Below are 24,794 nucleotides of genomic sequence, written 5' to 3' on the forward strand. Positions count from 1 at the left end.
AGTGATAAAGGAGGGTAAGATTGTGGGCATCAAAAAGTATAAACCCACGTCACCTGGCCGCCGTTTCATGTCAGTGTTGACTTTTGAGGAAATCACAACTGACAAACCCGAAAAATCTCTCCTTGCACCGCTGAAAAAGAACGCGGGACGTAACAACCAAGGTAAGATCACAACCCGTCATCACGGCGGCGGTCATAAGCGCAAATATCGTATCATCGACTTTAAGCGTAACAAAGACGGCATTCCGGGACGTGTTGCCACGATCGAATACGATCCGAACCGTTCCGCAAACATCGCGCTGATCAATTATGTCGATGGCGAAAAAAGATATATCATTGCACCTCTCGGTCTTAAAGTGGGTGACACGGTAGTTTCTGGCCCGGATGTTGATATTAAGGTGGGTAACTGCTTGCCTCTGGCAAACATTCCGGTCGGTACAGTCATTCACAACATTGAGCTTAAGCCTGGAAAAGGCGGACAGCTTGCGCGTGCAGCAGGTGCAGAAGCACAATTGCTCGCAAAGGAAGGCGCTTATTGTCATGTGCGACTGGCTTCCGGCGAAGTGCGCTTGATTCGTTCTGAATGCCGCGCAACGATCGGTCAAGTAGGTAACCTCGATCATGAAAATGTGAACTTGGGGAAAGCGGGTCGCTCCCGTTGGTTGGGTCGTCGTCCTACCGTTCGCGGGGTCGTTATGAACCCGAATGACCATCCGCACGGTGGTGGTGAAGGCCGCGCTCCGATTGGACGCAAGTCTCCGATGTCTCCTTGGGGTAAACCTACGCTCGGTAAGAAAACGCGTAAGAAAAACAAACCATCGAATAAATATATTGTTCGTCCGCGTAAGAAATAAGCTTCTATTCATTTTTGAAGGGAGGTACATGCATGTCGCGTTCGCTGAAGAAAGGTCCGTTTGCTGATGAGCATCTTTTAAAGAAAATTGAAGCGATGAACGCAGCAGGAGAGAAGAAAGTTATCAAAACTTGGTCTCGTCGCTCAACAATTTTCCCGCAATTTGTAGGTCATACGATCGCTGTATACGATGGCCGCAAACATGTACCGGTTTACATTACGGAAGATATGGTTGGACACAAGCTCGGTGAATTCGCTCCAACCCGAACCTATAAAGGGCATGATTATGACGAGAAGACTTCCCGTCGTTAATGCAAAACCCCTGTAGAGAGGAGGTTCACTCATGGAAGCAAAAGCAATTGCACGTACTGTACGGATTGCACCCCGCAAAGTGCGCTTGGTGGTTGATTTGATTCGTGGTAAGCGCGTAGGTGAAGCGCTCGCGATTTTGAAACATACTCCGAAAGCTGCATCGCCCATCGTTGAGAAAGTATTGAATTCCGCGATCGCGAATGCGGGCCATAATTACAATATGGACGTTGAAAAACTGGTCGTTTCTAAAGCTTTTGTGGATCAAGGACCGACACTCAAACGTTTCCGTCCTCGTGCGCAAGGCCGTGCTTTCCGCATCCACAAACGTACCAGCCATATTACGATCGTTGTAAGTGATGAGAAGAAGGAGGGATAATGGATGGGTCAAAAGGTTAGCCCAGTTGGTCTTCGTATCGGTATTATTCGCGACTGGGAGTCCAGATGGTATGCGAATAAAAAAGATTACACCGAACTTCTTCACGAAGACATTAAGATTCGTGAATACGTTCTGAAACGCCTGAAGGATGCTTCTGTATCTACGGTAGAAATCGAGCGTGCCGCCAATCGCATCAATGTGAACATTCATACGGCGAAGCCGGGTATGGTTATCGGTAAGGGCGGCTCGGAAGTGGATGCTCTTCGTAACGAACTGAACAAGCTCACAGGTAAGCGTGTCCACATTAACATTACAGAGATTAAAGTACCTGAGTTGGATGCTCAACTCGTTGCTGAAAATATTGCACAGCAACTCGAACGTCGTGTTGCGTTTCGCCGTGCGATGAAACAAGCCATTCAACGTACGATGCGCGCCGGCGCAAAAGGTATCAAAGTTCAAGTTTCAGGGCGTCTCGCCGGAGCCGAGATCGCACGTACGGAAGGATACTCGGAAGGTACTGTACCTCTGCACACATTGCGCGCGGATATCGATTATGCTACAGCGGAAGCTCATACCACCTACGGCCGTATTGGTGTGAAAGTTTGGATCTATCGTGGTCAAGTACTTCCTACCAAAGGCGCAAAAAAGGAAGCCGCAGAAGGGGGTAAATAAGTCATGTTAATGCCGAAACGCGTGAAGCACCGTAAGGAACAACGCGGTAGAATGCGCGGTCGAGCTAAAGGCGGTACAACCGTACATTTCGGTGAGTACGGATTGCAAGCGTTGGAACCCGCTTGGGTGACAAACCGTCAAATCGAAGCTGCACGTATCGCGATGACCCGTTATATCCGTCGTGGCGGTAAGGTTTGGATCCGGATCTTTCCTTCCAAGCCAGTTACAAAGAAACCTGCTGAAGTCCGCATGGGTTCAGGTAAAGGGGCTCCGGAACAGTGGGTGGCAGTAGTTAAACCTGGACGTGTTATGTTTGAACTTGCTGGCGTGTCGGAGGAAGTTGCTCGTGAAGCGATGCGTTTGGCGATGCACAAGCTCCCCATCAAGTGCAAGTTCGTAAAACGCGAGGAAGTGGGTGGTGAGGCAAATGAAAGCTAAAGATATGCGTAACTTATCCACTGAGGAAATCGAACACAAAATTAACGCGCTTAAGGAAGAACTTTTTAATCTGCGCTTCCAATTGGCAACAGGTCAGCTTGATAATCCGATGCGGATTCGCGCAGTGCGCAAGGACATTGCCCGTGCACAAACCATCCTCAGAGAACGTGAACTTGGTATCGGTTAATACCCTGTAGAGGAAGGAGGATCCAGATGAGCGAAGAACGCAACTACCGTAAAGTTCGGGTGGGTAAAGTTGTTTCTGACAAGATGGACAAAACCATCGTTGTTGCTGTAGAAACCGCTAAGAAGCATCCTTTGTACGGAAAAACGATTAAACGAACGAAAAAATTCAAAGCACACGACGAAAACAACACGGCTAAGATCGGCGATATCGTTAAAATTATGGAGACACGCCCGTTATCCAAAGACAAGCGCTGGCGCTTAGTTGAAATTGTTGAGAAAGCTGTAATTCTTTAATGATCGGAAAGGCTCATTTGAAGGGAGGGTCCTTAGATGATTCAACCACAAACAAGATTGACGGTTGCTGATAATTCCGGAGCAAAGGAAATCATGTGTTTCCGTATTCTTGGCGGCTCCAATCGCAAGTCTGCCAACATCGGTGACATCATTGTTGCTTCTGTGAAAAGTGCAACACCAGGTGGCGTTGTCAAGAAGGGTGATGTCGTCAAGGCTGTGATCGTTCGTTCCAAGCGCGGCGTTCGCCGAGAGGACGGATCCTATATTCGCTTCGATGAAAATGCCGCTGTGATCATCAAGGATGATAAATCACCGCGCGGTACTCGTATCTTCGGTCCTGTTGCGCGCGAACTTCGCGAGAAAGATTTTATGAAGATCATCTCACTGGCTCCTGAGGTTCTGTAAGAACGGGGCGTTGACTTGTAAGATTAATCACACCCCGAGGAGGTGTAATGTGATGCCAAAATTGCATGTTCGAAAAGGTGACGAAGTACAAGTGATTGCGGGAAAAGACAAAGGGAAAAAAGGACGTATCCTCGCTGCTTTTCCTAAAAAAGAACGCGTAATCGTTGAAGGTGTAAACATCGTTAAGAAACATCAGCGTCCGAATCCTGCAAATCCGCAAGGTGGGATTATCGAAAAAGAAGCACCGATTCACGTTTCCAATGTAATGCTTCTTGATCCCAAGACCGGTGAACCGACCCGCGTCGGTATCAAAATTTTAGAGGACGGCACGAAAGTTCGTTACGCAAAAAAATCTGGCGAAATCATTGACAAGTAACCAGGTGAAGAAAGGAGGTTAATTTCGTGGCTCGTTTATTCGACTACTACAAAAAAGAAGTATCGCCTGCTCTCATGCAGAAATTTGGATATAAATCACCCATGCAAGTACCGAAACTTGAAAAAATCGTAATCAACATGGGACTCGGTGAAGCGATTCAAAATCCGAAAGTCCTCGATGCTGCAGTAGAAGACCTGCAAGCGATCTCCGGTCAGCGTCCGGTTGTCACTCGCGCGAAAAAATCGATCGCAGGGTTTAAAGTTCGCGAAGGTATGCCGATCGGTGCGAAAGTAACTCTGCGCGGTGAGCGTATGTATCACTTCCTGGATAAACTCTTTACCGTTGCTCTTCCGCGTGTTCGTGACTTCCGTGGTGTTTCGACAAAAGCGTTTGACGGTCGCGGTAACTATACGCTCGGTTTGAAAGAGCAATTGATCTTCCCGGAAATCGAGTACGATAAGATCGATAAAGTCCGTGGTATGGACGTCGTTTTCGTAACGACTGCACAAACGGACGAAGAAGCGCGTGAGCTTCTTGAATTGCTCGGTATGCCTTTTCAAAAATAACTAAGGTTCCGCAAGGTAACTAAATGGGGAGGTAACATACGTGGCAAAAAAATCCATGATCGCCAAGGCCCAGCGGAAGCCGAAATTCAGCACAAGGGCTTATACCCGTTGCCGTCTGTGCGGACGTCCGCATTCTGTCCTGCGGAAGTTTGGCATGTGCCGAATCTGCTTTCGGGAGCTTGCATATAAGGGACAAATTCCTGGCGTAAAGAAAGCCAGCTGGTAATCGAGTAGGTTAAGGAAGGAGGTTATGACACATGGTGATGACAGACCCGATTGCGGATATGTTAACGCGTATTCGCAACGCGAATATGGTAGGGCATGAAACAGTAGAAATCCCAGGCTCCAATATGAAGCGTGCGATCGTTGAGATCCTTAAGAAGGAAGGATTTATCCGCGACGCTGAATTCATTCCTGACAACAAGCAAGGGATCATCCGTGTGTTCCTGAAATACGGTCCGAACAATGAGCGCGTAATTACCGGTCTGAAACGGATCTCAAAACCTGGATTGCGCGTATATGCGAAACATCAAGAAATCCCTCGCGTGCTCGGTGGTTTGGGGATTGCAATCCTCTCTACTTCCAAGGGGATCATGACAGATAAAGAAGCTCGTCGCGCTCAAGTGGGCGGCGAAGTGATCTGTTACGTCTGGTAATACAGATCAAAACGAATGGAGGTGTGACTGTGTCTCGTATTGGTAAGAAGCCAGTCGTTATTCCGAACGGCGTTGAAGTGAAATACAACGATGGAGTTCTTACTGTGAAAGGGCCTAAAGGTACTTTGGCCCGTGAACTCCACCCGGATATGATCATTAAGATCGAAGAAAACACAATTACTGTTGAACGGCCTTCTGATAATAAATTGCATCGAAGCCTTCATGGCACAACTCGTTCGATCATCAACAACATGGTTGAGGGTGTGACGAAAGGTTTTGAAAAAACCCTTGAACTGGTTGGTGTCGGTTATCGTGCCGCGAAATCAGGCAATAAAGTCACTCTCTCCCTCGGTTTCTCCCATCCGGTTGAAATCGTTCCGGAAGAAGGCATTGAAATCGACGTTCCTGCTAACAACAAGCTGGTGATCAAAGGGATCAACAAAGAGCAAGTGGGTGCTGTTGCTGCGAAGATTCGTTCCATTCGTGAACCCGAACCTTATAAAGGCAAGGGGATCCGTTACGAGAATGAAGTTGTTCGCCGCAAAGTTGGTAAGACTGGTAAGAAGTAATCTCAATATCGCGTGAAAGGAGTGAACGTGGATGATTACAAAAATAGATCGCAATAAGGCTCGGAAGCGTCGTCATCTGCGTGTACGCAAAAAGCTCTTTGGTACTCCAACACGTCCGCGTTTGAATGTGTTCCGGTCTTCGAAGCATATCTATGCGCAACTCATCGATGATACCAAAGGGGTAACTCTGGTCTCGGCATCAACTGTAGACCCAGAGTTAAAAGATAAAGTTGAGTACGGCGGAAATGTGGAAGCGGCCGCGAAAGTCGGTGAACTCGTGGCAAAACGCGCGCTCGCTAAAGGATATAAGCAAGTTGTTTTTGACCGTGGTGGATATCTTTATCACGGACGCGTTCAAGCACTGGCTGAAGCTGCTCGTGAAGCGGGTCTCGAGTTCTAAGCTTGCATACGAAGGAGGGAAACACATCTATGCGTATTGATGCGAACCAACTCGACCTTTCTGAGAAAGTCGTTGCGATTAATCGTGTGGCGAAGGTCGTAAAAGGTGGTCGTCGTTTTAGCTTCTCTGCCCTGGTCATCGTCGGGGATGGCAACGGTCACGTAGGTGCTGGCTTGGGAAAAGCTGCCGAGGTACCTGAAGCGATCCGTAAGGGCATTGAAGATGCAAAGAAAAACTTGATTCGCGTACCGCTCTCTGGTACAACGGTACCCCATGAAGTGATCGGACATTTTGGTGCTGGACGTGTTCTCATTAAACCGGCTAAGGAAGGTACTGGAGTGATCGCAGGCGGCCCTGCGCGTGCCGTACTTGAATTAGCGGGTGTTAAAGATATTGTCACCAAATCCTTAGGTTCGTCCAACGCAATGAACATGGTTCGTGCTACCCTTGATGGACTCAAACAATTGAAGCGTCCGGAAGATGTAGCGAAGTTACGCGGTAAATCACTGGAAGAAATCCTGGGCTAAGGAGGGGAACACCATGGCGAAAAAACTGGAGATCACCCTCAAGCGTAGTACCATTGGTCGCCCTGAAGACCAGCGTGTCACCGTTCGTACGCTCGGTTTACGTAAACTTCATCAAACCGTCGTTCAGCCTGATAATCAGGCCATTCGCGGTATGGTCAACAAGGTACGCCATTTGGTAGAAGTTAATGAAATCGAGGAATAAATAAAAGCTTTACGTCGAGGAGGTGTTACACATGAAACTGCATGAACTCAAACCGGCTGAGGGTTCCCGTCATACTCGCAAGCGCGTGGGTCGCGGTATCGGTTCTGGACTTGGTAAAACATCCGGCCGCGGACACAAAGGTCAAAATGCGCGTTCCGGCGGTGGCGTACGTCCCGGTTTCGAAGGTGGTCAAACACCTTTGTTCCGTCGCCTCCCGAAGCGTGGTTTTACCAATGCTCCGTTTAAGAAAGAGATCGTCTCTGTTAACTTGGATAAATTGAACAAATTCGAAGCGGGTACTGTGGTAACTCCTGAACTTCTCGTGGAGAAGAAAATCATTAAAAACATTAAAGATGGCGTTAAAATTCTTGGGCAAGGTGAACTCACTGTGGCTCTTACTGTGAAAGCTAACGGTTTCTCTGCTTCTGCTAAGGAGAAAATCGAAGCTGTTGGCGGTAAGGCCGAGGTGATCTAATGATGTTTACCGCCATCAGAAATGTGTGGAAGATGACTGACCTGCGTCGCCGGATTCTCTTTACACTGGCGATGCTGGCAGTCTTCCGTATAGGTACTTTTATTCCGGTGCCTAATGTCAATGCAAGCCTGCTCGCTGAACGGCTTGCTAGCAATCAAATTTTCGGTTTGCTGAACACATTTTCAGGCGGTGCATTACAATACTTCTCCATCTTTGCAATGAGTGTGACTCCTTATATCACGTCTTCGATTATCGTTCAGCTCTTGCAGCATGGAGTTGTAAAGAAGTTTGAGGATTGGAGCAAAGAAGGGGAACATGGTCGACGCAAGTTGCTGCAGATTACACGGTACGGCACTGTGTTGCTGGCACTCATTCAGTCTGTAGGGCTTTCGATCTCATTTAATCGGCAGATCCCCGGACTTGTGATCGATCCAAGCTTTCGCACATATGCGCTGATCGCTCTGACACTTACAGCCGGGGCGACATTCCTGATGTGGATCGGTGAACAGATTACCGATAAAGGGATCGGCAATGGAATTTCTCTACTGATCTTTGCCGGGATTATCGCAGGTGTGGAGAAAGGTGTTCGCCAGATATACGCTACATGGTTTTATGAACACCCTGAACAACTCACCCTTAACATCGTAAAGCTCGCTTTATTGGTCATCGGAGTACTTCTTATCATCGTCGGTGTGATTTACGTTCAGGAAGGCGTTCGCCGGATCCCCGTGCAGTATGCGAAAAGGGTTGTCGGACGTAAGCTGTATGGGGGGCAAAGCACCCACATCCCTATGAAGGTAAATGCGGCAGGGGTTATTCCTGTGATCTTTGCGAGTTCGCTTCTGATTTTTCCGGCTACGGTTGCTTCTTGGTTTAAGCCGAATGCTGTAACTTTGTGGATTCAAGCGAACTTGACTTTTGGCACACCTTTGTACGTTACCTTAGAGGCATTGCTTGTGATCGCGTTTACGTATTTTTATACGTATATACAAATTAATCCAGAGCAGTTAACGGAACAAATGCAAAAGAATGCAGGCTTCATTCCAGGAATTCGTCCTGGTGAACCAACGATGCGATTTATCACAAGGGTTATGAATCGTATCACTCTTTTTGGAGCGCTTTTTTTAGCGGCTGTAACCGTTCTTCCTGTGCTTTTCATGAAGGCGACTGGATTAAATCTCTATTTTGGAGGGACTTCGTTGCTCATCGTAGTCGGAGTCGCACTCGATACGATGAAGCAAGTAGAAGCTCAGCTCTTGCAACGCCACTATAAAGGGTTTATTCGCTGACCGGCACGCTTGAGAAAACTGCCGAGTATCTTCTATTATGGAGGGATGGCGGGTGTTAATTATCTTTATGGGACCTCCTGGAGCAGGCAAGGGTACACAAGCTGAACGGATCGTGTCGGAGTTTGGAATTCCGCATATATCGACTGGCGACATGTTCCGTGCTGCTATAAAGGAAGGTACTCCCCTGGGGCTTCAAGCAAAGTCTTATATGGATCAAGGAAAGCTTGTGCCTGATGAAGTGACCATCGGTATAGTACGCGAACGTTTATCAAAACCGGATACGAAACATGGTGCTCTGATGGACGGTTTCCCACGGACCGTTGCACAGGCGGAAGCACTCGACCGTATGGTTGAAGAGCTGGGTATGAAGATCGATCACGCGATCAATTTGGAAGTGGATCGTGACCTGTTACTTGCCCGTCTTACGGGTCGGCGCGTTTGTAAATCGTGTGGCTCTACGTATCATGTCGAATTCAATCCACCCGCGAAAGATGGCATATGTGACAAATGCGCCGGCGAATTGTATCAGCGCGCGGACGATACGGCAGAAACGGTGGCCACGCGACTTGATGTCTACTTTGAGCAGACAGCTCCTTTACTTGAATACTACAACGCTAAAGGTGTATTGCGTTCAGTGAACGGTGAAGCTGGAATTGATGAAGTCTATCGTGAAATCTCGGGGATTTTACGAGGTGTCGAATGATTGTCTGTAAGTCCAAAAGAGAACTGGATCTCATGCGTGAAGCTGGCCGGATCGTTGCATTGACGCACCAAGAATTGTTGCAGCATATTCGACCGGGGATCACAACGAAAGAGCTCGATCGGATCGCTGAAACGTTTATTCGGAGTCAAGGCGCTGAACCCTCTTTTCTCGGTTATCATGGATATCCTGCTTCAATTTGCGCGTCCGTCAATTAGGTCCTGGTGCACGGCATTCCTGACGATCGGGTTCTGCAAGAAGGGGACATCATCTCCATCGATATTGGAGCTTACAAAAACGGATACCATGGAGACTCCGCTTGGACGTATGGGGTTGGCCGTATCTCAGAACTGGCTGAGCGTTTATTGAAAGTCACAGAGGAATCTCTTTATAAAGGGATTGAAGCTGCCCGTGTCGGCAATCGGCTTTCTGATATCGGCCATGCTATACAAACATATGTAGAGGGCGCAGGTTTTTCGGTCGTGCGTGATTATGTCGGGCACGGAATCGGACAACAAATGCATGAAGACCCGCAAGTGCCAAACTACGGTCCTGTAGGCCGTGGCCCTAAGTTAAAACCAGGTATGACTTTGGCGATTGAACCAATGGTAAACGTGGGCACTTATCATTGCAGGACACTTGCAGACAATTGGACGGTCGTAACGGCTGACGGTTCTCTTTGCGCGCATTTTGAACACACCGTTGCTATTACGGAAGACGGTCCTGAGATTCTGACGAGATTGTAAGTCATACTCACAACCGCCATTCCTCATTCATAATGGTGTAAAATTGGGTCACGCGAGGAGAACATATTTGGTTGTCAACGGGTACGATGCTTATGAGCCTGATGCGACTTTACTATGTAAGTTTGAGATGGAAGCAAAGGGGGAGTAAACTCCATGGCGAAAGAAGATGTCATCGAAGTAGAAGGCAAGGTTATCGAACCACTTCCGAATGCAATGTTTCGGGTTGAGTTGGATAATGGGCATCAGATTTTGGCCCACGTCTCAGGGAAGATTCGCATGCACTATATCCGGATTCTGCCGGGCGATCGTGTTACGGTTGAGCTCTCTCCTTATGATCTCACACGTGGGCGAATTACGTACCGGTATAAATAAAGGACTTACGCATAAGGAGGTATCAGCGCGATGAAAGTACGGCCTTCCGTGAAGCCCATTTGCGAAAAATGCAAGATCATTCGTCGCAAAGGAGCCGTTATGGTCATCTGCGAGAATCCGAAACACAAGCAAAAACAAGGGTAAGTTTTCTGCCAACATGTGAACGTAGGAGCGGCTGCCTCCGGTTCGGTGTACGGAGTACTACGTTCATCACATGTGGTTTTCTATAGATCCTATTTATTTTCAACTTCTAATGATTATCGGGAGGTGTAAACCTTACATGGCACGTATTGCAGGTGTTGACTTGCCGCGTGATAAACGTGTTGAAATTGCCCTGACCTATATCTTCGGAATCGGGCGTACGACTTCCAATCGCATTCTCGCTGAAACAGGTATTAATCCTGACACACGCGTACGTGAGTTGACGGAAGAACAAGTCTCCAAACTTCGCGATTATATTGACAAAAACCTCAAAGTTGAGGGTGACCTCCGTCGTGAAGTGGCTCTGAATATCAAGCGGCTGATCGAAATTGGCTGTTATCGGGGAATTCGTCATCGCAAAGGCTTGCCGGTTCGCGGACAACGTACGAAGACGAACGCTCGTACACGCAAAGGTCCTCGTCGTACGGTAGCAGGTAAGAAAAAATAATAAGGGGGGAATGAAAGCTCATGGCTAAAGTGAAAGCACGTGGTAAAGCTACGACACGTACGAAACGACGCGATCGTAAAAACGTAGAGCTCGGAGTGGCTCACATCAAATCTACTTTCAATAACACTATCGTAACCATTACCGATCCTGCGGGGAATGCAATCTCTTGGGCGAGTGCAGGTGCTCTCGGTTTTAAGGGTTCCCGTAAGTCTACTCCTTTCGCTGCGCAAATGGCGGCTGAAGCTGCAGCAAAAACAGCACAAGAGCACGGAATGAAGACGGTTGAAGTGTACGTGAAGGGTCCTGGAGCAGGTCGTGAAGCGGCTATTCGTTCCCTTCAGGCTGCTGGTCTGGAAGTTTCTGTTATCAAAGACGTAACTCCGATTCCGCATAACGGATGCCGTCCGCCCAAACGTCGTCGTGTGTAATTTTATACGTGTATAAATTTAACAGGAGGTGTCAATACTAGAATGGCAAGATACAATGGTGCCGTGTGTCGCTTATGCCGACGCGAAGGTGTAAAACTGTATCTCAAAGGAGAACGCTGCTACAGCGATAAATGTGCGATTGACCGTCGTGCGTATGCGCCAGGTCAACACGGGCAAGGTCGTAAAAAAGTTTCGGAGTACGGACTGCAATTGCGCGAAAAGCAAAAAGCACGCCGAGTATACGGAGTTCTGGAAAAACAGTTTGCTAGCTATTATAAAGAGGCGGCTCGTCGTAAAGGAATCACGGGTGAAAATCTTCTGCAGATCCTCGAATCCCGTCTCGATAACGTGGTGTATCGTTTAGGATTTGCTTCCTCTCGTGCGGAAGCCCGCCAATTGGTACGCCATGGTCATTTCACAGTGAACGGCAAACGTCTGGATATCCCATCATATCTCACAAAACCTGGTGATGTGATCGGTATCCGTGAGAAATCTCTGGAGTCTCCACGTATTAAGGAACTGCTTGAAATTGCTGAAACCCGCACAGTAGTTCCGTGGCTGGAGCGCGACCTCGATGCCAAGACAGGTCGTATTGTGCGTGTACCGGCTCGTGATGAGATCGATATTCCGGTCGCTGAACAAATGATCGTTGAGTACTACTCACGTTAATCATTCGTTTGAACGCTTAAGACAACCACCCTCAGCAGCGCGAGTCTCACCGGTATGTTTGAGTTGTCGAGAAGGAGGGTTATGTGCATGATCGAGATTGAGAAGCCGAGGATTGAGACCGTCGAAATCAACGAAGAAGGAACCTACGGGAAGTTTGTCGTAGAACCGTTAGAGCGGGGATACGGCACGACGCTTGGGAACTCCTTGCGGCGGATTTTACTCTCGTCCTTGCCTGGAGCGGCAGCGACTTCCGTTAAAATTGAAGGAGTACTGCACGAGTTTTCGACGATTCCAGGTGTAGTTGAAGATACGACAGAGATCATTCTGAATTTGAAGCGGCTTTCGCTGAAGGTCCACTCCGACGAGGAAAAAACGCTCATTATCGATGCTGAAGGCGAACGTGAAGTTACCGCTGGAGACATACAGGCGGACTCTGATGTGGAGATCTTAAACCCTGATTTGCACATCGCATCCTTGTCTGAAGGCGGTAGACTCTACATGGAGATTACAGCCAAGAGAGGGCGCGGATATGTCCCGGCGGAACGTAATAAAAAGGAAGATCAAGAGATCGGCATCATCCCGATTGATTCGATCTTCTCCCCGATCCTTCGTGTTAACTACAGCGTCGAGAACACTCGTGTCGGACAAGTGACCAACTATGATAAACTAACCCTCGAAGTGTGGACAGACGGGAGCATTCGTCCCGATGAATCGGTGAGTCTCGGTGCTAAGATTTTAACTGAACATCTTAAACTCTTCGTTGGATTAACAGATCAATTAAAAGACACGGAAATCATGGTTGAAAAAGAGGATGACAAGAAAGAGAAAGTACTCGAGATGACAATCGAGGAGCTTGATCTTTCTGTCCGATCCTATAACTGTCTGAAGCGAGCAGGAATCAACACCGTGCAAGAACTCTGTTCAAAGACAGAAGAAGAGATGATGAAAGTGCGGAACCTGGGAAGAAAGTCTCTTGAAGAAGTTCAGGAGAAGTTGGCGGAACTCGGGTTAAGCCTTCGTCAGGAAGATTAATAGACATCACAGATCTGTCTATGATTAAAGCGTATGTTCAATATGGAGGATGAACAGGACTGAACCGTTCGAGTTATTCAGGTGTGAAGCGGAGCGCAGGTAAGAGTATCTGAATAGCGGAAGATCTTCATCTCAAGATCTACGGTTGGTCTTGTTAGCAAAACGTATTGAACAACCTTTAAAAAAGGAGGGGAATCTAGTGGCTTACAGAAAGCTTGGTCGGAAAACGGGCGCTCGAAAAGCTCTCTTCCAAAGCCTGGTGACTGACTTGTTTATCTACGAGCGTATCGAAACAACTGAAGCGAAAGCGAAAGAGATTCGTTCCGTTGCTGAGAAACTGATTACGCTCGCGAAACGCGGAGACTTGCATGCTCGTCGTCAAGTAGCCGCATTTGTCCGTCCGGAAGTAGCAGATGCAACAACCAATCAGGACGTTGTTCAGAAACTGTTCTCCGAAATTGCACCTCGTTACGCTGAGCGTAATGGCGGCTACACCCGCATTCTTAAAATGGGTCCCCGCCGTGGCGATGGTGCGCCGATGGCTATTATCGAACTCGTGTAATGAGGGATCACAGCGGAAAGGGAGTGACAGTTGTCATGACCTTTTTCTGTGTTGTGCATAATCTTTTATGGGGTTTGCTTTTTTGGCAAACCCCGTTTTAGTAGGCTGTTGGAGCGAGGGATACCCATGCGCAATATCCGTTTGACTGTCGCGTATGACGGAACAGATTTTCACGGTTTTCAAGTTCAACCACAATTGCGCACGGTCCAAGGTGTCTTGCAGGAAGCGCTTCGTCTGATCACAAAAGAAGAAGCACTCCAAATACACGGTTCCGGTCGAACGGATGCGGGTGTACACGCTTGGGGACAAGTGGTGAATTTCGTTACACGATCGCGCATTCCCGTTGAAAAATGGCCAGTTGCTCTCAATGTACGGCTGCCGAATGATCTCGTGATTCGCGAAGCTTTTGAGGAACCGCTTGATTTTCATGCGCGTTTTTCAGCCAAGCGAAAAGTGTATCGTTATATGATCGACCGAGCACCGTACCCCAATGTATTTCAGGCACGATACGCTTATCATGTACCCTATCCACTTAATCCGGATCGCATGCGTGAAGCAACCGCCTATTTTATAGGAAGGCATGATTTTACAAGTTTTTGCGCGGCAGCAACTCCGGTAGAAGATAAAGTGCGGGAATTGTATAGAATTGACTTTGAGGAGAAGGATTCCTTCCTGTCTATTACGTTTGAAGGGGAAGGTTTTCTTTGGAACATGGTTCGTATTCTTGTAGGAACGTTAATACTTGTCGGCCGGGGCCGTTTATCTCCTGATGATATGCCGGCTATCTTGGAGGCGCGCGACCGCACGCGTGCGGGTTTTACCGCTCCCGCCCACGGGCTTACTTTGTGGGAAGTGATTTATCAGTGATGGGTATTTCATTTTGAAACATTCGGGTAAGTTGTCTTGACTTTTGCATACCGGCCCTATAAAATATAACATGGATTTTTAATCACGCTATTTCCCACTAGCCCCGGTTAAAATCCATCGTTTTTAAGCACAGGAGGGAAATCCATGCGTACGACATACATGGCGAAGCCAAATTCTGTGGAACGCAAATGGTATATCGTTGATGCTACTGGCAAAACTGTTGGACGTTTGGCTTCTGAAGTGGCTACAATCCTTCGTGGTAAACATAAACCTGAATATACTCCACATGTAGACACCGGTGACTTTGTCATCGTTATTAATGCGGAGAAGGTTGTATTCACCGGTAAGAAGCTTCATTCGAAGATCTATCGCAGACATTCCGGTTATCCTGGAGGATTAAAAGAGACAACGGCAGCCGATATGTTGAGAACTCATCCGGAACGCGTACTGTTCTCAGCGATCAAAGGCATGCTGCCAAAGAATAGTCTTGGACGTAAACAGCTTACCAAGCTCCGCGTATATGCTGGCAGCGAACATCCGCATACCGCACAACAACCGATTCCGTGGGAATCGAAGTAATTTAAGAGGAGGTTGGCTCTGTGGCACAAGTACAATACTGGGGTACTGGTCGACGCAAACATTCCGTGGCACGTGTACGACTTGTACCCGGTGACGGCAAAATCATCGTTAACAAGCGTGATATCGATAACTACTTTGGCCTTGAAACCTTGAAACTCATTATCAAGCAACCGCTGATTCTTACAGATACACTTGGCAAGTACGATGTGCTTTGCAACGTCATTGGCGGGGGTCTCTCCGGACAAGCGGGCGCGATTCGCCATGGTATCGCACGTGCGCTCTTAAAAGCGGATCCGGAACTTCGCCCTGCGTTGAAAAAAGAAGGTTTCTTGACACGCGACCCGCGCATGAAAGAACGTAAGAAGTACGGACTCAAAGCTGCTCGTCGCGCTCCGCAATTCTCCAAACGCTAATCATATTCAAGGAAGGATACCGTTTCGTATGGTATCCTTTTATTATTATTTGGATCACACACATGAAGCGTATTCACGCTAGCTTCCCATGAAAGCAGATTTTATCCAGCATTCATGGCCTGATCGCATACAAGCTGTTTTTATCTCATAAACTGAATAAACGGTCAAACGGTTATGATCGTCGTGTTGAGTTGGGCTATGCTACAATAAAGGTAACCCTCTATACCGTTCCTCATTTTTGAATATAGGAGGTGTACATATGGTAAACGAAAAAGATGTCTGGGCGGCTTTGGCTACGATTGAGGACCCGGAAGTGCACAAAAGTATTACTGAGCTTGAAATGGTGCGCGGGGTACGGGTAGAAGGTAATCACGTGGAAGTCGAGATCGCTCTTACCATCGCCGGATGTCCACTAAAAAACAAAATCAATCAAGACGTAAGAGATGTTTTGGTGAAAGTGCCAGGCGTGAAAACAGTGGATGTCAAGATGTCTGCGATGACTGATGAAGAGCGTGCCCGTTTTGCAGCGAAAGTTCGTGGTGGACAGGCAGCGGCAACAGAAGGACAAATACAGCCTCCGCTTTTACAACCGGACGTAAAAACCCAGTTCGTGGCAGTCGCTTCCGGAAAAGGCGGTGTCGGCAAATCGACGGTTACGGCGAATCTTGCAGTTGCGCTGGCACGCAACGGTTATCGCGTCGGATTAATCGATGCGGATATTTACGGATTCAGTATACCGAATCTCTTCGGTCTGGGGGATCGTAAACCCGCTCTGGTGGAAGACTTGATTATGCCGGTGCAAGAAGAGGGTGTAAAAATTATTTCGATGGGTTTCTTCGTACCGGACAATTCACCGGTCATCTGGCGTGGTCCGATGCTAGGAAAGATGTTACGGAATTTCTTTGCGGAAGTTCACTGGGGAGAACTCGATATCATGTTGCTTGATTTGCCCCCGGGAACGGGCGATGTGGCGCTCGATGTGCATCAGATGCTACCCAAGAGCAAGGAAATCATTGTCACCACGCCGCAAGCCAATGCCGCTGAGGTGGCGGCAAGGGCGGGTGCCATGGCGATCAAGACGAATCATGAAGTGATAGGCGTCGTCGAGAATATGTCCTATTTTGTCTGTGATCGATGTGAAGAACGGCATTACATCTTCGGTATGGGCGGCGGTGAGCGATTGGCGAAAGAACTGGGAACGACTTTGCTTGGCCAAGTACCCATCGGTGTCGCTACTGCTTCGGGCATGGGTATCTACAAGGAAGATAGCTCGCAGGGGCAAGTATACAAGGAAATCGCGCGTAAGGTTGCGGAAGCGGTCGGTCTTCCAGCAGCTTTGAATAAAACAGTATAGATCATGCATACTTGACTTTATATTGAAAGCCCCTTCGTTGTAAGGGGCTTTATGATTCCTCTTTTTTATCTTCCTGTTTATCTCCGCCATCTTCTTTCTTTTCCCCATCCTCTTTTTTCTCCTCTTTCTTCTCATCTTTTTTGGGAGAAGAATGCATTTGTGTAATCGCGGCTGAACCTAAATTTTCTCTCACGGAATTGATGAATGTTATCTTAAATTCCGGATTTTGCATGGCTTCAGTCATGATTTTCATAATCTCCTGGCGTGCGGTCGGTGTCCGTAACAATGATAACTGAAATTTGGTATATTGAGGATCTTGTAAAATATTTATCAGTTCTTTTTGGTACTCAGGATCTTTCACCAATGTTTTCAGTAATACTGTGTGTTCCTGTTTGGTCGATTTGACGAGTTCGGCAGCAAACTTGGGATCTTTCATTTGCGCTTCGATCAGTTGATGATTGGGACCATCCGTTAAGGATTTGTTTAACGCCTGTGCGATATCTTGTTCGTTGATGGCTAACGAATGTTTAAATGAAGGGTCACGCATGATATCTCTAAGTGCAAGCATACCTTCTTTTGTATGCAAGATATCTAGCACCATGCTTTTCGTTTGATTGTAATCCGGTTGTGCTTCAGTAGCTTGGCTCCGTCCTTCCTTTTTTCCGGATCCACATGCGGTGATCGTGGAAATGAGAACGATCGTGGCCAAGAGGGACACAATCTGTTTCTTCCGTAACATAAAGTTCCCTCCTCCGAGTGCTTGCTACACACAGTATGTGTCGAGGAACAAACAGACATGTGCATTCGTGGGCGCATTTAATTGGTAGTTCTCATTCTTTTTGACATCGTTTCATATACGTTGGAAAGAGGGGAGGTTTGCATTGTGACGCTTAAACGGTTCTGGGTACTTTTGTTTTCGACGGTCGCCGTAGGGATTTCGATCGGGATATTCTATGCGCTTACGGGCGTTTTCGGGGATATCCGGCTCTTTTTTGGGGTGGAAGTGGGGGGATTCGTTGCCGCAACATCGTTGATGGGCTTTTGGGCGTATTTGATGCTTAACTTTACCGTGCGTAATTTTCTTCCTTGGCGATACTGGGTATGGGTACAGATCCTTCTGGTCGGAGTTGTATTTTACGACATGGTATATTTCCGCTATTTGCAATTTTCCGGTGGGCAAGGGCCGTTATTTCCATATGTGGTGTTCGCTACGATTCCTTTGTTCTGGGCGATTCTCGTTGCCTTCCTGAAAACGCGTGTTTCCGGGACGCGCTCCTTTGTCCCGACCGTCTTTTTTATGTATTGTTTCACCATTCTTGAGTGGTTTGTCGCTCTCAAATCCGGCATCCCTTCCGTCACCCATATCATAGGAACAATCCTGATGGGTTGCAATGCATATGTCATCCTGTTATTAGGAAAGATGGTAAAACCCCAGTCGCAGTAAGTACTGGGGTTATCCCTTTATTCCTGTTTGGACTTCACACTGGATCCTTCGATTAATTCGGAAACAGATACGAATTCATATCCCTTGCTGCGCAGGCCGTCGATAATCCGGGGGAGGGCTTGAGCCGTCTGTTTACAGGAATCGCTTGCATGCAAGAGAATAATGTCACCGGGATGCGCCTTGTTCAATACGCGATTCACAATATTTTCGACGCCCGGGTTTTTCCAATCGAGTGAATCGGTATCCCATTGAATGACTTGATAACCCATTTGATTAAGTGTTGTGATGACGCGTTTGTTAAAATCGCCGTTGGGTGTACGGATCAGTCTGGTTTTCACGCCAGTAACCTCTTGAATGGCTTGTTCCGCTTTGGTGACTTGGTCACGGATCCAGGAATCAGGGTATTGTGAGAAGTTGTCATGCTTATGGCCATGTGAGCCGATTTCAAACCCCATATCTTTAATCCGTTTGGCGATTTCCGGGTGTGTCTGTGTCCATGGACCGGAAAGGAAGAATGTCGCTTTCTTCAGTCCTTTTTGTTGTAGCACATCGAGCACAGGACCAGGGGTTTTCTCACCCCAAGAGATATCGAACGTCAGAGCCACTACTTTTTTGTCTGTATCTACTTTATAAATGGCGGAAGGGACTTTGGTTGCCGATGTAGTCGCGAACATCACTTGATTCTTCTGTGTGAGGACAAGTCCCATAAACAAGAAAATTGCCAAACCAATGACCACAAGTCGTTTTAACAATACGACGCGAAATGAGAAAAACATAAGAACTACCACCCCCAATGAAATGATCATTTCTGTACAAAGTTTATGCTTGTACCTGTTCTTTATACGGTGGGGTCGAGTATGGTAAGAATGTGCTAATTGTTTGACAAGGAGCTTGGGGTATCCTTAGAATAGAGGAAGTGTGGTATTTACCGCCGAAGGGGGAACTATGAAACCGTTTCGTGTTCTTTGGCAGAATCGTGGATTTATCGCTTTCGCCTTTGTTTTATTTGTTGTGGGGATCTTCTTGGGGTATTTGTTTTCGGGACAGTTCGGTTTTCTATCGTCAGCGATCGAAAATTTGCGCCATCTTGGTGAACAGGTACATGATAAATCCGCATTCAACATCGGGTTATTGATCTTTGAAAATAACCTGAGGGTCAGTCTTGTTATGCTGTGTCTCGGTGTGTTGCTGGCGATTCCCAGTATCCTTGGTATCGTTATGAACGGCGCCCTCATCGGCTTTCTTTTTGCCTTGATGGGGAAGACGCAAACCGTCTCTTTACCGTTACTGTTTGCTTTTGGCATTCTTCCGCACGGTATTTTTGAGATCCCCGCATTTGTCATCTCAGGAGCGTTCGGGATGAAAATCGGTTATGTGCTCTTGCGGCCGCTTGTTGGAAAGACACGTCTGGAGAGTTTCGGACATGTGTGGAAAGAGGTATTGTGGATCGCACCTGTCGTCGTCATCTTGCTGGTCGTTGCGGCCGGCATTGAAAGTTTTGTGACGCCCGTTCTTTTGAGAAAATTTGTGATGTAGTGATCATGTGTCATCCACGCAGCATCGCGGTATGCGCGCTGTGTGGATTTTTTCATGGATCATAAAACTCAAACAAATGCCGTGATGATCGAGATTGTGAGCAGAATCGCACCAGAGAGGAGAAACGATTTGTCCCGTTTGTTCCCTGCAGCAATCGCTTGTCTGTCCTTCTCAGCTAGTTCTTCCGATTGTTCTTCTTCCAATTGTTCATATCCTGAAGTCATCATTTCAAGCGGACGGCGAAAGGTGAAAATGCTGGGCAAACCCTCTCTGCGCCGCCATCCGATGATCCTGCTTACATAAACGATTCCGATGATCATATAGATCAGCCCGAGTTGAAACAATGCGTCAGAGAAGTGACGAGTGAAATCGTGACGCGATTGCGGGTGAAACCGTAGAGAGACATATATGATTTCCGTGAGGACGGTCCCGACGGAAATGAGAAGTGCTCTTTTCCAAGAATCTGCCCTTTTAGCCAAGGTCATAGATGCTTTCCACCTCTTCCGCCTCGAAGCGGACCATCTTGTTCTCCCCTTTATGGTTAAAGGCGATTGCATATTCGTCATACGTTCGCCCTACCAGTTGTATATCTTTGATACCAAACTCTTTATGCAGTTTCTCTTCGATGTCACGTCGGTTTTGTGCATATTCTTCATCAGGGATCACCCATTCCAACGCGGTCATTTGTGCCCAGGACAGGAGCAAAATTTCGTAATCGGTCATGATGGGATCCTTCCTCCTATTTCCAGTAGATAACAAGATCATGAGCATTCCGATCTTAAAGAATAGAACGAAACTATAGAGGAGTATAACGGTATGAGAAGCGAGAATCAACTATCGGCCTTATATCCGGACTTTCATGTGAGCATGAGCTTAAAACGTCGTTCAAAAAAAGTTTTCCACATAGATCGAGTTGACCTCAGAAGAGATTTGGCGTATCTTATATTTAGATGATTTTCTAAATATCTAATAAAGGTGAACGAGATGAATGAGACGTTCAAAGCATTATCCGATCCGACGAGACGCCAGATCCTGCGCCTCCTGCGGCAAAGGGATATGACAGCCGGAGAGATTGCTGACCATTTTTCGCTGACGAAACCGAGCATTTCTCATCATTTGAATTCTCTGAAGCAAGCGAAGCTGGTTCTTGATGAACGGCAGGGACAGCAGATCGTGTATTCCTTGAACACGACGGTCGTGCAGGAAGTGATGGGATGGTTTATGGAGATTCTCGGTACGAAAGAAAAGAGGGAGGACGAGACACATGGTCGGGCAGAAAATTAAATGGGGATGGACAGATGTAATTCTTTCTATCATTGCGCTTGTACCTGTGATAGCAGCTTTATTGTTCTATGATCGGCTGCCCGCAAGAATGGCCGTACATTTTGGGCTGAACGGCCAACCGAACGGGTATCAAGACAAGTTTTCATTCGTCGTGATTATCGGTTTGCTCACATTGGTCTTACCGCTCTTGATCAAGGTGCTGCAACAGATTGACCCGAGACGAGAAAATTACACCAAGTTTCGCGGCGCATTTGAGTGGATCCGCTTGGCCGTGACGATTTTTCTGAGCGGCATCTTCGGCGTTGACATCGCTTATAACCTGGGAGTCTCGCTCAACTTCCAAATGATCACATCGATTGGGATTGGCCTGCTATTCATCGTGATCGGCAATTACCTGGGGCAGGTACGCTCTAACTATTTTATAGGCATTCGGACTCCTTGGACGTTAGCCCATGATGAAGTATGGCGGCGCACCCATCGCCTAGCAGGCCCGCTCTGGATGATCGCCGGGTTGGTCAACATCGCGAGTGCGTTTCTGCCGAAAATGTGGACACTGTGGGTATCAGGAATCATGATCGGCTGTGTGGTGAGCGTCCCCATACTCTATTCCTACCTCGCTTTTCGCAAGTTGCAGGGATGAGCACATAGGGAAGCGATAAGAATCGAATGCTCAAGAGTTGTCAGAAGCAAACGGCGATAATCGATAAACGAAGGTAACCGGTGTTGAATCACTTTTCTGTAGGAAAAGATGAAGAGAGCCATTCATGGAATGTGGAAGATCAACGGTTCATAAAAGGAGGGCAAATCGGCCCTCCTTTTCATATGCTGGGAAACAAGTGCATGGGATACGAGTGCCTATTCGGACGATGATAGCACACGCCAGGGCGTCGATGCGTAGATGACCGTTTTCATTGTTGTGGTTGTCTGATTGCGTACGCCTGACTTCATGAGGAAAAATATAGCGGATCGTTGATCATGCACGGTTTTCTCGCTTCCATCAGGGTAATGGACGGTTGTTGTGACCGTTGCTGTGGCTTGAACGGCCGCCACCGAACTTCCGTTATAGAGAAGAGAAGTCGATAATTGATCGATCGCACTGTGAATCGTACCACCTGCCCGTTGAAACGATTGCCATACACTCTCTGTACGTACGAGTTGTTCATATTCAAGGCCCGCCGTGTATACGGACATCTCATTGGCAGGAAACGTCCCGTTGGCAAGTGCATCCGCTCCATGGCGGATATACTGCTCCACAAGCGATGTAAGATCCGATTCAGGGATGGACCCCACGCCCCAAGCTGTATCCCTTGTTTGCAGGATATGATCCAGCATGACAGCCACTTCGGCACGCGTGGCATTCGCTTCCGGGTGAAATCCACCGTCATCATATCCCCCAATGATCGATGCACCGGCCAGGCGATTCACCGCTTGCGCATACCATTTACCGTCAGGAACATCCCAGAATGTCTTCTGATTCGTTCCTTGGAAGGGAACGGCATTGTTCAAAAGCGCAGCGATTTCCGCACGAGTGATCGGACGATCCGGCTGGAATGTGCGATCTCCCATGCCGCTTGTGATCCCGTACGCGTATGCGCCTGCTATATAAGGAGCGTACCAAGCGTTCGTCGGTACATCACGAAAGGGACGTTCAGTGACGACACGCGGAACAGGTATCTCGGTTGCGCGATCGAGAAGAGTGATGAACTCCGCGCGCGTGATCAAACGGTCTGGTTGCATGAATCCGGCAGATCCGCTCATGATTCCCGATACAGCTAGATCTGATAAAGATGTACGAGCCCAATGAGTCGCGATATCGGGAAATTGAAAGGCGCTGTCCGCGGGGATAACGACTTGTTGAAAAAGCTCGTCATACGTGGGTTCCGCTCGGACGGCAATTGGAATGGACAGCAGAACAACCGCCGGCAAAACAATTTGCCAAAGAGCTTTTCGCACATTGTCACCTCATTTTGATGCATGTTTAGCCATATGGTTGATTTCCACAAGTTGATCAAGCTTTTAACACGGATGTGCTTTATAAAAGTGTTATGTTGAAAATTAGTGCTATCTTGAAAACTAGTGCTTGGGTGGGTGTATCGCTTTGCGCTTGGGTTCGATGAAGGTCGTCTTTAGGGTATATGCTTTGCGCTCATGCTCCGTGGAGGTCGTCTCGCATGGAATTATGATCATCTGTTGCGAGACGACCTCCAAGGTCGCTATTACGCGCAAAGCATATACCCCTTATACAGCTAATGGATGCGGAACGACCTTCAACTCACCTCTGCGCCGCAAAGCGATACAACCCACCCAAAGCCACTCCGTTGATTGTGGCAAACTCAAACTTCTCTCCCACTCATCCGAAAGGAAGCGAGACGACCTCCAAAGAAGTCGCAGTCTTACGCAATGCATTACGCCCACCCAAGACATTTTTCATCCACTGATAACGCCGCTTGCGGTATAGGGGGATATCCCGCAGAGAGTATAATACGCTTATTTAGTGTAAGAAATGCCGGACAAGTAAGTCAAAGAACAATTCTTTCCTTACACAAATTGAAAATATGAATTGACGGAAGAATCAATCCGTAGTAAACTGATAGCAATTATAATATTAATTCATATAAATTTAGTCGGAATAAAGTTCCCGTAACCGAGTGCCTGTAGCCGCAATACCCTATACATAGGCTAAGCGGTTTGTAACAGGCAAGTTAGAAATCAAGATGTCATGGATTGGCATCTGTGATTTTGCCTATTAGATAAGAAATGTTTATGATGATGATTTTAAAAAATTATGTAAGGAGTGTCAGCAATGAGTCTGGAACAAACACAGATCGCACCTGAAACAGTTAAGGAATGGAATGTAGAATATGAAAGGAAAACACCTCAGGAGATTCTTCAATTTGCGTTTTCAAAATTTGAAAGAATTGCATTTGCCTGTAGTTTCGGAGCGGAAGATGTGGCTCTTGTCGATATGATCGTCAAGATCAAACCGGATGCGCAGATCTTTTATCTGGACACCGATGTGTTATTCCCGGAAACCTATGATGTGATTCAGAAAATTGTGGATCGTTATCATCCTAATCTGATTCAGTATCGTCCGGCGTTAACACTCGAGGAACAAGCGGCACAATTCGGCGATGAGCTTTGGGCGAAAGACCCAAATGCGTGCTGCAACATCCGTAAGGTGGAGCCGTTGACCAAAGCGCTCTCAAATCTTGATGCCTGGATCACGGGGATTCGCCGGGAACAGGCGCCTACCCGCGCGAATGCAGGCGTGATAGAAATCGATGCGAAATTTGGCCTGATCAAATTCAATCCTCTGGCTTTGTGGACAAATGACGATGTCTGGGCGTATATCAAAGAACATCAAGTACCGTACAACGTTTTGCATGATCAAGGATATCCGAGCATCGGATGCAAACACTGCACGCGTGCGGTGAAACCGGGTGAGGATCCAAGGGCAGGACGTTGGTCCGGATTTGCGAAAACGGAGTGCGGACTGCACAAATAAGCTTGCCCACAACCCAGAGGAGCCGAGAGTCACTGATAGGAATACAGAGGAAGGTGTGG

40 protein-coding genes and 1 pseudogene are annotated in these 24,794 nt (G+C 47.5%); 36 read left to right on the top strand and 5 right to left on the bottom strand.

Features of this window, described 5'->3' with window-relative positions; genetic code table 11:
* Positions 1-22 precede the first annotated feature (22 nt).
* From rplB to salA, 31 genes and pseudogenes are all read left to right on the top strand, one after another.
* Complete coding sequence (rplB, locus tag DNHGIG_RS08520; RefSeq protein ID WP_282199261.1) at positions 23-853, top strand: 50S ribosomal protein L2; 831 nt, start codon at positions 23-25, stop codon at positions 851-853.
* A gap of 32 nt (positions 854-885) precedes the next feature.
* Complete coding sequence (gene rpsS, locus DNHGIG_RS08525) at positions 886-1,164, top strand: 30S ribosomal protein S19 (protein WP_282199262.1); 279 nt, start codon at positions 886-888, stop codon at positions 1,162-1,164.
* Between the two features lie 31 nt (positions 1,165-1,195).
* A complete protein-coding gene (gene rplV, locus DNHGIG_RS08530; protein ID WP_282199263.1) occupies positions 1,196-1,540 on the top strand; it encodes a 50S ribosomal protein L22 in 345 nt (114 codons plus the stop codon).
* 3 nt (positions 1,541-1,543) lie between these two features.
* Positions 1,544-2,212: a 30S ribosomal protein S3 gene (gene rpsC, locus DNHGIG_RS08535; protein WP_282199264.1), complete on the top strand. Its 669-nt coding sequence runs from the start codon at positions 1,544-1,546 to the stop codon at positions 2,210-2,212.
* Positions 2,213-2,215: 3 nt separating this feature from the next.
* On the top strand, positions 2,216-2,650 hold the full coding sequence (gene rplP / locus DNHGIG_RS08540) for a 50S ribosomal protein L16 (protein ID WP_282199265.1): 435 nt from the start codon (positions 2,216-2,218) through the stop codon (positions 2,648-2,650).
* A complete protein-coding gene (rpmC, locus tag DNHGIG_RS08545; protein ID WP_282199266.1) occupies positions 2,640-2,837 on the top strand; it encodes a 50S ribosomal protein L29 in 198 nt (65 codons plus the stop codon). The genes rplP and rpmC overlap by 11 nt, the downstream gene beginning before the upstream one ends.
* A 26-nt stretch (positions 2,838-2,863) precedes the next feature.
* On the top strand, positions 2,864-3,130 hold the full coding sequence (gene rpsQ, locus DNHGIG_RS08550; protein ID WP_282199267.1) for a 30S ribosomal protein S17: 267 nt from the start codon (positions 2,864-2,866) through the stop codon (positions 3,128-3,130).
* A gap of 36 nt (positions 3,131-3,166) precedes the next feature.
* Entirely contained in the window at positions 3,167-3,535 is a 369-nt protein-coding gene (rplN, locus tag DNHGIG_RS08555; RefSeq protein WP_282199268.1) for a 50S ribosomal protein L14, read from the top strand.
* Between the two features lie 61 nt (positions 3,536-3,596).
* On the top strand, positions 3,597-3,911 hold the full coding sequence (rplX, locus tag DNHGIG_RS08560) for a 50S ribosomal protein L24 (RefSeq protein WP_282201391.1): 315 nt from the start codon (positions 3,597-3,599) through the stop codon (positions 3,909-3,911).
* A 26-nt stretch (positions 3,912-3,937) separates the two neighbouring features.
* Positions 3,938-4,477 carry a 50S ribosomal protein L5 gene (rplE, locus tag DNHGIG_RS08565; protein ID WP_282199269.1) on the top strand — a complete coding sequence of 180 codons (540 nt, stop codon included), beginning with the start codon at positions 3,938-3,940 and terminating at the stop codon, positions 4,475-4,477.
* Positions 4,478-4,517: 40 nt separating this feature from the next.
* A complete protein-coding gene (locus DNHGIG_RS08570; RefSeq protein WP_282199270.1) occupies positions 4,518-4,703 on the top strand; it encodes a type Z 30S ribosomal protein S14 in 186 nt (61 codons plus the stop codon).
* 31 nt (positions 4,704-4,734) lie between these two features.
* The gene (gene rpsH, locus DNHGIG_RS08575) at positions 4,735-5,133 is read left to right on the top strand and encodes a 30S ribosomal protein S8 (protein WP_282199271.1); all 399 of its coding nucleotides are present in this window, start codon (positions 4,735-4,737) and stop codon (positions 5,131-5,133) included.
* Positions 5,134-5,162: 29 nt separating this feature from the next.
* Positions 5,163-5,702, top strand: coding sequence for a 50S ribosomal protein L6 (gene rplF / locus DNHGIG_RS08580; RefSeq protein ID WP_282199272.1), 540 nt, complete (start codon positions 5,163-5,165; stop codon positions 5,700-5,702).
* Positions 5,703-5,733: 31 nt separating this feature from the next.
* Entirely contained in the window at positions 5,734-6,102 is a 369-nt protein-coding gene (gene rplR, locus DNHGIG_RS08585; RefSeq protein ID WP_282199273.1) for a 50S ribosomal protein L18, read from the top strand.
* Positions 6,103-6,131: 29 nt separating this feature from the next.
* On the top strand, positions 6,132-6,629 hold the full coding sequence (rpsE, locus tag DNHGIG_RS08590; RefSeq protein WP_282199274.1) for a 30S ribosomal protein S5: 498 nt from the start codon (positions 6,132-6,134) through the stop codon (positions 6,627-6,629).
* A gap of 13 nt (positions 6,630-6,642) precedes the next feature.
* Positions 6,643-6,831 carry a 50S ribosomal protein L30 gene (rpmD, locus tag DNHGIG_RS08595; RefSeq protein WP_282199275.1) on the top strand — a complete coding sequence of 63 codons (189 nt, stop codon included), beginning with the start codon at positions 6,643-6,645 and terminating at the stop codon, positions 6,829-6,831.
* Positions 6,832-6,862: 31 nt separating this feature from the next.
* Positions 6,863-7,306, top strand: a complete 444-nt coding sequence (gene rplO, locus DNHGIG_RS08600; protein ID WP_282199276.1) for a 50S ribosomal protein L15 — start codon at positions 6,863-6,865, stop codon at positions 7,304-7,306.
* Between the two features lie 2 nt (positions 7,307-7,308).
* Positions 7,309-8,595, top strand: a complete 1,287-nt coding sequence (gene secY / locus DNHGIG_RS08605) for a preprotein translocase subunit SecY (RefSeq protein ID WP_282199277.1) — start codon at positions 7,309-7,311, stop codon at positions 8,593-8,595.
* 52 nt (positions 8,596-8,647) lie between these two features.
* Positions 8,648-9,298 carry an adenylate kinase gene (locus DNHGIG_RS08610; protein ID WP_282199278.1) on the top strand — a complete coding sequence of 217 codons (651 nt, stop codon included), beginning with the start codon at positions 8,648-8,650 and terminating at the stop codon, positions 9,296-9,298.
* Positions 9,295-10,041: pseudogene (map, locus tag DNHGIG_RS08615) on the top strand (type I methionyl aminopeptidase). The gene DNHGIG_RS08610 and the pseudogene map overlap by 4 nt, the downstream one beginning before the upstream one ends.
* 153 nt (positions 10,042-10,194) lie before the next feature.
* Positions 10,195-10,413, top strand: a complete 219-nt coding sequence (gene infA, locus DNHGIG_RS08620) for a translation initiation factor IF-1 (protein WP_282199279.1) — start codon at positions 10,195-10,197, stop codon at positions 10,411-10,413.
* A 30-nt stretch (positions 10,414-10,443) separates the two neighbouring features.
* On the top strand, positions 10,444-10,557 hold the full coding sequence (rpmJ, locus tag DNHGIG_RS08625) for a 50S ribosomal protein L36 (RefSeq protein WP_018131305.1): 114 nt from the start codon (positions 10,444-10,446) through the stop codon (positions 10,555-10,557).
* A 136-nt stretch (positions 10,558-10,693) separates the two neighbouring features.
* Positions 10,694-11,062 carry a 30S ribosomal protein S13 gene (gene rpsM, locus DNHGIG_RS08630; protein WP_282199280.1) on the top strand — a complete coding sequence of 123 codons (369 nt, stop codon included), beginning with the start codon at positions 10,694-10,696 and terminating at the stop codon, positions 11,060-11,062.
* Positions 11,063-11,082: 20 nt separating this feature from the next.
* Positions 11,083-11,490: a 30S ribosomal protein S11 gene (gene rpsK, locus DNHGIG_RS08635; RefSeq protein ID WP_282199281.1), complete on the top strand. Its 408-nt coding sequence runs from the start codon at positions 11,083-11,085 to the stop codon at positions 11,488-11,490.
* Between the two features lie 42 nt (positions 11,491-11,532).
* On the top strand, positions 11,533-12,159 hold the full coding sequence (gene rpsD / locus DNHGIG_RS08640) for a 30S ribosomal protein S4 (RefSeq protein WP_282199282.1): 627 nt from the start codon (positions 11,533-11,535) through the stop codon (positions 12,157-12,159).
* A gap of 87 nt (positions 12,160-12,246) precedes the next feature.
* Positions 12,247-13,191 carry a DNA-directed RNA polymerase subunit alpha gene (locus DNHGIG_RS08645; RefSeq protein ID WP_282199283.1) on the top strand — a complete coding sequence of 315 codons (945 nt, stop codon included), beginning with the start codon at positions 12,247-12,249 and terminating at the stop codon, positions 13,189-13,191.
* A 199-nt stretch (positions 13,192-13,390) separates the two neighbouring features.
* Positions 13,391-13,753: a 50S ribosomal protein L17 gene (rplQ, locus tag DNHGIG_RS08650; RefSeq protein WP_282199284.1), complete on the top strand. Its 363-nt coding sequence runs from the start codon at positions 13,391-13,393 to the stop codon at positions 13,751-13,753.
* 126 nt (positions 13,754-13,879) lie between these two features.
* The gene (gene truA, locus DNHGIG_RS08655; RefSeq protein WP_282199285.1) at positions 13,880-14,620 is read left to right on the top strand and encodes a tRNA pseudouridine(38-40) synthase TruA; all 741 of its coding nucleotides are present in this window, start codon (positions 13,880-13,882) and stop codon (positions 14,618-14,620) included.
* Between the two features lie 144 nt (positions 14,621-14,764).
* On the top strand, positions 14,765-15,199 hold the full coding sequence (gene rplM / locus DNHGIG_RS08660; RefSeq protein WP_282199286.1) for a 50S ribosomal protein L13: 435 nt from the start codon (positions 14,765-14,767) through the stop codon (positions 15,197-15,199).
* A 20-nt stretch (positions 15,200-15,219) separates the two neighbouring features.
* The gene (gene rpsI / locus DNHGIG_RS08665; protein WP_282199287.1) at positions 15,220-15,612 is read left to right on the top strand and encodes a 30S ribosomal protein S9; all 393 of its coding nucleotides are present in this window, start codon (positions 15,220-15,222) and stop codon (positions 15,610-15,612) included.
* A 259-nt stretch (positions 15,613-15,871) separates the two neighbouring features.
* Positions 15,872-16,966 carry an iron-sulfur carrier protein/transcriptional regulator SalA gene (salA, locus tag DNHGIG_RS08670; RefSeq protein WP_282199288.1) on the top strand — a complete coding sequence of 365 codons (1,095 nt, stop codon included), beginning with the start codon at positions 15,872-15,874 and terminating at the stop codon, positions 16,964-16,966.
* A gap of 49 nt (positions 16,967-17,015) precedes the next feature.
* On the opposite strand, the gene gerD is transcribed toward salA, so the two are convergent.
* On the bottom strand, positions 17,016-17,705 hold the full coding sequence (gerD, locus tag DNHGIG_RS08675) for a spore germination lipoprotein GerD (protein ID WP_282199289.1): 690 nt from the start codon (positions 17,703-17,705) through the stop codon (positions 17,016-17,018).
* Positions 17,706-17,849: 144 nt separating this feature from the next.
* On the opposite strand from gerD, the gene DNHGIG_RS08680 reads away from it, so the two are divergent.
* Positions 17,850-18,410 carry a KinB-signaling pathway activation protein gene (locus DNHGIG_RS08680; protein ID WP_282199290.1) on the top strand — a complete coding sequence of 187 codons (561 nt, stop codon included), beginning with the start codon at positions 17,850-17,852 and terminating at the stop codon, positions 18,408-18,410.
* Between the two features lie 17 nt (positions 18,411-18,427).
* On the opposite strand, the gene pdaB is transcribed toward DNHGIG_RS08680, so the two are convergent.
* Complete coding sequence (pdaB, locus tag DNHGIG_RS08685) at positions 18,428-19,186, bottom strand: polysaccharide deacetylase family sporulation protein PdaB (RefSeq protein WP_282199291.1); 759 nt, start codon at positions 19,184-19,186, stop codon at positions 18,428-18,430.
* Positions 19,187-19,355: 169 nt separating this feature from the next.
* Between pdaB and DNHGIG_RS08690 the strand changes: the two genes are divergently transcribed.
* Positions 19,356-19,946: a stage II sporulation protein M gene (locus tag DNHGIG_RS08690; RefSeq protein ID WP_282199292.1), complete on the top strand. Its 591-nt coding sequence runs from the start codon at positions 19,356-19,358 to the stop codon at positions 19,944-19,946.
* Between the two features lie 68 nt (positions 19,947-20,014).
* Here DNHGIG_RS08690 and DNHGIG_RS08695 read toward each other — a convergent pair whose 3' ends face one another.
* Both DNHGIG_RS08695 and DNHGIG_RS08700 read right to left on the bottom strand, forming a co-directional pair.
* Positions 20,015-20,431, bottom strand: a complete 417-nt coding sequence (locus tag DNHGIG_RS08695; protein ID WP_282199293.1) for a hypothetical protein — start codon at positions 20,429-20,431, stop codon at positions 20,015-20,017.
* Positions 20,418-20,669: a hypothetical protein gene (locus DNHGIG_RS08700; protein WP_282199294.1), complete on the bottom strand. Its 252-nt coding sequence runs from the start codon at positions 20,667-20,669 to the stop codon at positions 20,418-20,420. The genes DNHGIG_RS08695 and DNHGIG_RS08700 overlap by 14 nt, the downstream gene beginning before the upstream one ends.
* 261 nt (positions 20,670-20,930) lie before the next feature.
* On the opposite strand from DNHGIG_RS08700, the gene DNHGIG_RS08705 reads away from it, so the two are divergent.
* Together DNHGIG_RS08705 and DNHGIG_RS08710 are read left to right on the top strand one after the other, a co-directional pair.
* Positions 20,931-21,230, top strand: coding sequence for an autorepressor SdpR family transcription factor (locus DNHGIG_RS08705; RefSeq protein WP_282199295.1), 300 nt, complete (start codon positions 20,931-20,933; stop codon positions 21,228-21,230).
* Positions 21,211-21,870, top strand: coding sequence for an SdpI family protein (locus tag DNHGIG_RS08710; protein WP_282199296.1), 660 nt, complete (start codon positions 21,211-21,213; stop codon positions 21,868-21,870). Before DNHGIG_RS08705 ends, DNHGIG_RS08710 begins: the two co-directional genes overlap by 20 nt.
* 215 nt (positions 21,871-22,085) lie before the next feature.
* Here the strand turns inward: DNHGIG_RS08710 and DNHGIG_RS08715 are convergent, their stop codons facing one another.
* Positions 22,086-23,183, bottom strand: coding sequence for an S-layer homology domain-containing protein (locus tag DNHGIG_RS08715; protein WP_282199297.1), 1,098 nt, complete (start codon positions 23,181-23,183; stop codon positions 22,086-22,088).
* An 850-nt stretch (positions 23,184-24,033) separates the two neighbouring features.
* On the opposite strand from DNHGIG_RS08715, the gene DNHGIG_RS08720 reads away from it, so the two are divergent.
* Positions 24,034-24,735 carry a phosphoadenylyl-sulfate reductase gene (locus DNHGIG_RS08720; protein WP_282199298.1) on the top strand — a complete coding sequence of 234 codons (702 nt, stop codon included), beginning with the start codon at positions 24,034-24,036 and terminating at the stop codon, positions 24,733-24,735.
* Positions 24,736-24,794 lie beyond the last annotated feature (59 nt).

The sequence above is a fragment of the Collibacillus ludicampi genome (assembly GCF_023705585.1).
GTDB classification, from domain to species: Bacteria; Bacillota; Bacilli; order Tumebacillales; family BOQE01; genus Collibacillus; species Collibacillus ludicampi.

What these genes read in the sequence shown, in the direction of transcription:
- DNHGIG_RS08710 (WP_282199296.1), top strand. Translation starts at nt 21,211, where the DNA reads ATGGTCGGGCAGAAAATTAAATGGGGATGGACAGATGTAATTCTTTCT.
- rplP (WP_282199265.1), top strand. Translation starts at nt 2,216, where the DNA reads ATGTTAATGCCGAAACGCGTGAAGCACCGTAAGGAACAACGCGGTAGA.
- rpmC (WP_282199266.1), top strand. Translation starts at nt 2,640, where the DNA reads ATGAAAGCTAAAGATATGCGTAACTTATCCACTGAGGAAATCGAACAC.
- rpsC (WP_282199264.1), top strand. Translation starts at nt 1,544, where the DNA reads ATGGGTCAAAAGGTTAGCCCAGTTGGTCTTCGTATCGGTATTATTCGC.
- rpmJ (WP_018131305.1), top strand. Translation starts at nt 10,444, where the DNA reads ATGAAAGTACGGCCTTCCGTGAAGCCCATTTGCGAAAAATGCAAGATC.
- rplN (WP_282199268.1), top strand. Translation starts at nt 3,167, where the DNA reads ATGATTCAACCACAAACAAGATTGACGGTTGCTGATAATTCCGGAGCA.
- DNHGIG_RS08645 (WP_282199283.1), top strand. Translation starts at nt 12,247, where the DNA reads ATGATCGAGATTGAGAAGCCGAGGATTGAGACCGTCGAAATCAACGAA.
- gerD (WP_282199289.1), bottom strand. Translation starts at nt 17,705, where the DNA reads ATGTTACGGAAGAAACAGATTGTGTCCCTCTTGGCCACGATCGTTCTC.
- DNHGIG_RS08700 (WP_282199294.1), bottom strand. Translation starts at nt 20,669, where the DNA reads ATGACCGATTACGAAATTTTGCTCCTGTCCTGGGCACAAATGACCGCG.
- pdaB (WP_282199291.1), bottom strand. Translation starts at nt 19,186, where the DNA reads ATGTTTTTCTCATTTCGCGTCGTATTGTTAAAACGACTTGTGGTCATT.
- DNHGIG_RS08695 (WP_282199293.1), bottom strand. Translation starts at nt 20,431, where the DNA reads ATGACCTTGGCTAAAAGGGCAGATTCTTGGAAAAGAGCACTTCTCATT.
- rpsS (WP_282199262.1), top strand. Translation starts at nt 886, where the DNA reads ATGTCGCGTTCGCTGAAGAAAGGTCCGTTTGCTGATGAGCATCTTTTA.
- infA (WP_282199279.1), top strand. Translation starts at nt 10,195, where the DNA reads ATGGCGAAAGAAGATGTCATCGAAGTAGAAGGCAAGGTTATCGAACCA.
- rplR (WP_282199273.1), top strand. Translation starts at nt 5,734, where the DNA reads ATGATTACAAAAATAGATCGCAATAAGGCTCGGAAGCGTCGTCATCTG.
- DNHGIG_RS08705 (WP_282199295.1), top strand. Translation starts at nt 20,931, where the DNA reads ATGAATGAGACGTTCAAAGCATTATCCGATCCGACGAGACGCCAGATC.
- rpsE (WP_282199274.1), top strand. Translation starts at nt 6,132, where the DNA reads ATGCGTATTGATGCGAACCAACTCGACCTTTCTGAGAAAGTCGTTGCG.
- rplO (WP_282199276.1), top strand. Translation starts at nt 6,863, where the DNA reads ATGAAACTGCATGAACTCAAACCGGCTGAGGGTTCCCGTCATACTCGC.
- rplM (WP_282199286.1), top strand. Translation starts at nt 14,765, where the DNA reads ATGCGTACGACATACATGGCGAAGCCAAATTCTGTGGAACGCAAATGG.
- rplV (WP_282199263.1), top strand. Translation starts at nt 1,196, where the DNA reads ATGGAAGCAAAAGCAATTGCACGTACTGTACGGATTGCACCCCGCAAA.
- salA (WP_282199288.1), top strand. Translation starts at nt 15,872, where the DNA reads ATGGTAAACGAAAAAGATGTCTGGGCGGCTTTGGCTACGATTGAGGAC.
- rpsD (WP_282199282.1), top strand. Translation starts at nt 11,533, where the DNA reads ATGGCAAGATACAATGGTGCCGTGTGTCGCTTATGCCGACGCGAAGGT.
- rpsQ (WP_282199267.1), top strand. Translation starts at nt 2,864, where the DNA reads ATGAGCGAAGAACGCAACTACCGTAAAGTTCGGGTGGGTAAAGTTGTT.
- truA (WP_282199285.1), top strand. Translation starts at nt 13,880, where the DNA reads ATGCGCAATATCCGTTTGACTGTCGCGTATGACGGAACAGATTTTCAC.
- DNHGIG_RS08720 (WP_282199298.1), top strand. Translation starts at nt 24,034, where the DNA reads ATGAGTCTGGAACAAACACAGATCGCACCTGAAACAGTTAAGGAATGG.
- rpsK (WP_282199281.1), top strand. Translation starts at nt 11,083, where the DNA reads ATGGCTAAAGTGAAAGCACGTGGTAAAGCTACGACACGTACGAAACGA.
- rpmD (WP_282199275.1), top strand. Translation starts at nt 6,643, where the DNA reads ATGGCGAAAAAACTGGAGATCACCCTCAAGCGTAGTACCATTGGTCGC.
- DNHGIG_RS08690 (WP_282199292.1), top strand. Translation starts at nt 19,356, where the DNA reads ATGAAACCGTTTCGTGTTCTTTGGCAGAATCGTGGATTTATCGCTTTC.
- secY (WP_282199277.1), top strand. Translation starts at nt 7,309, where the DNA reads ATGTTTACCGCCATCAGAAATGTGTGGAAGATGACTGACCTGCGTCGC.
- rpsH (WP_282199271.1), top strand. Translation starts at nt 4,735, where the DNA reads ATGGTGATGACAGACCCGATTGCGGATATGTTAACGCGTATTCGCAAC.
- rpsM (WP_282199280.1), top strand. Translation starts at nt 10,694, where the DNA reads ATGGCACGTATTGCAGGTGTTGACTTGCCGCGTGATAAACGTGTTGAA.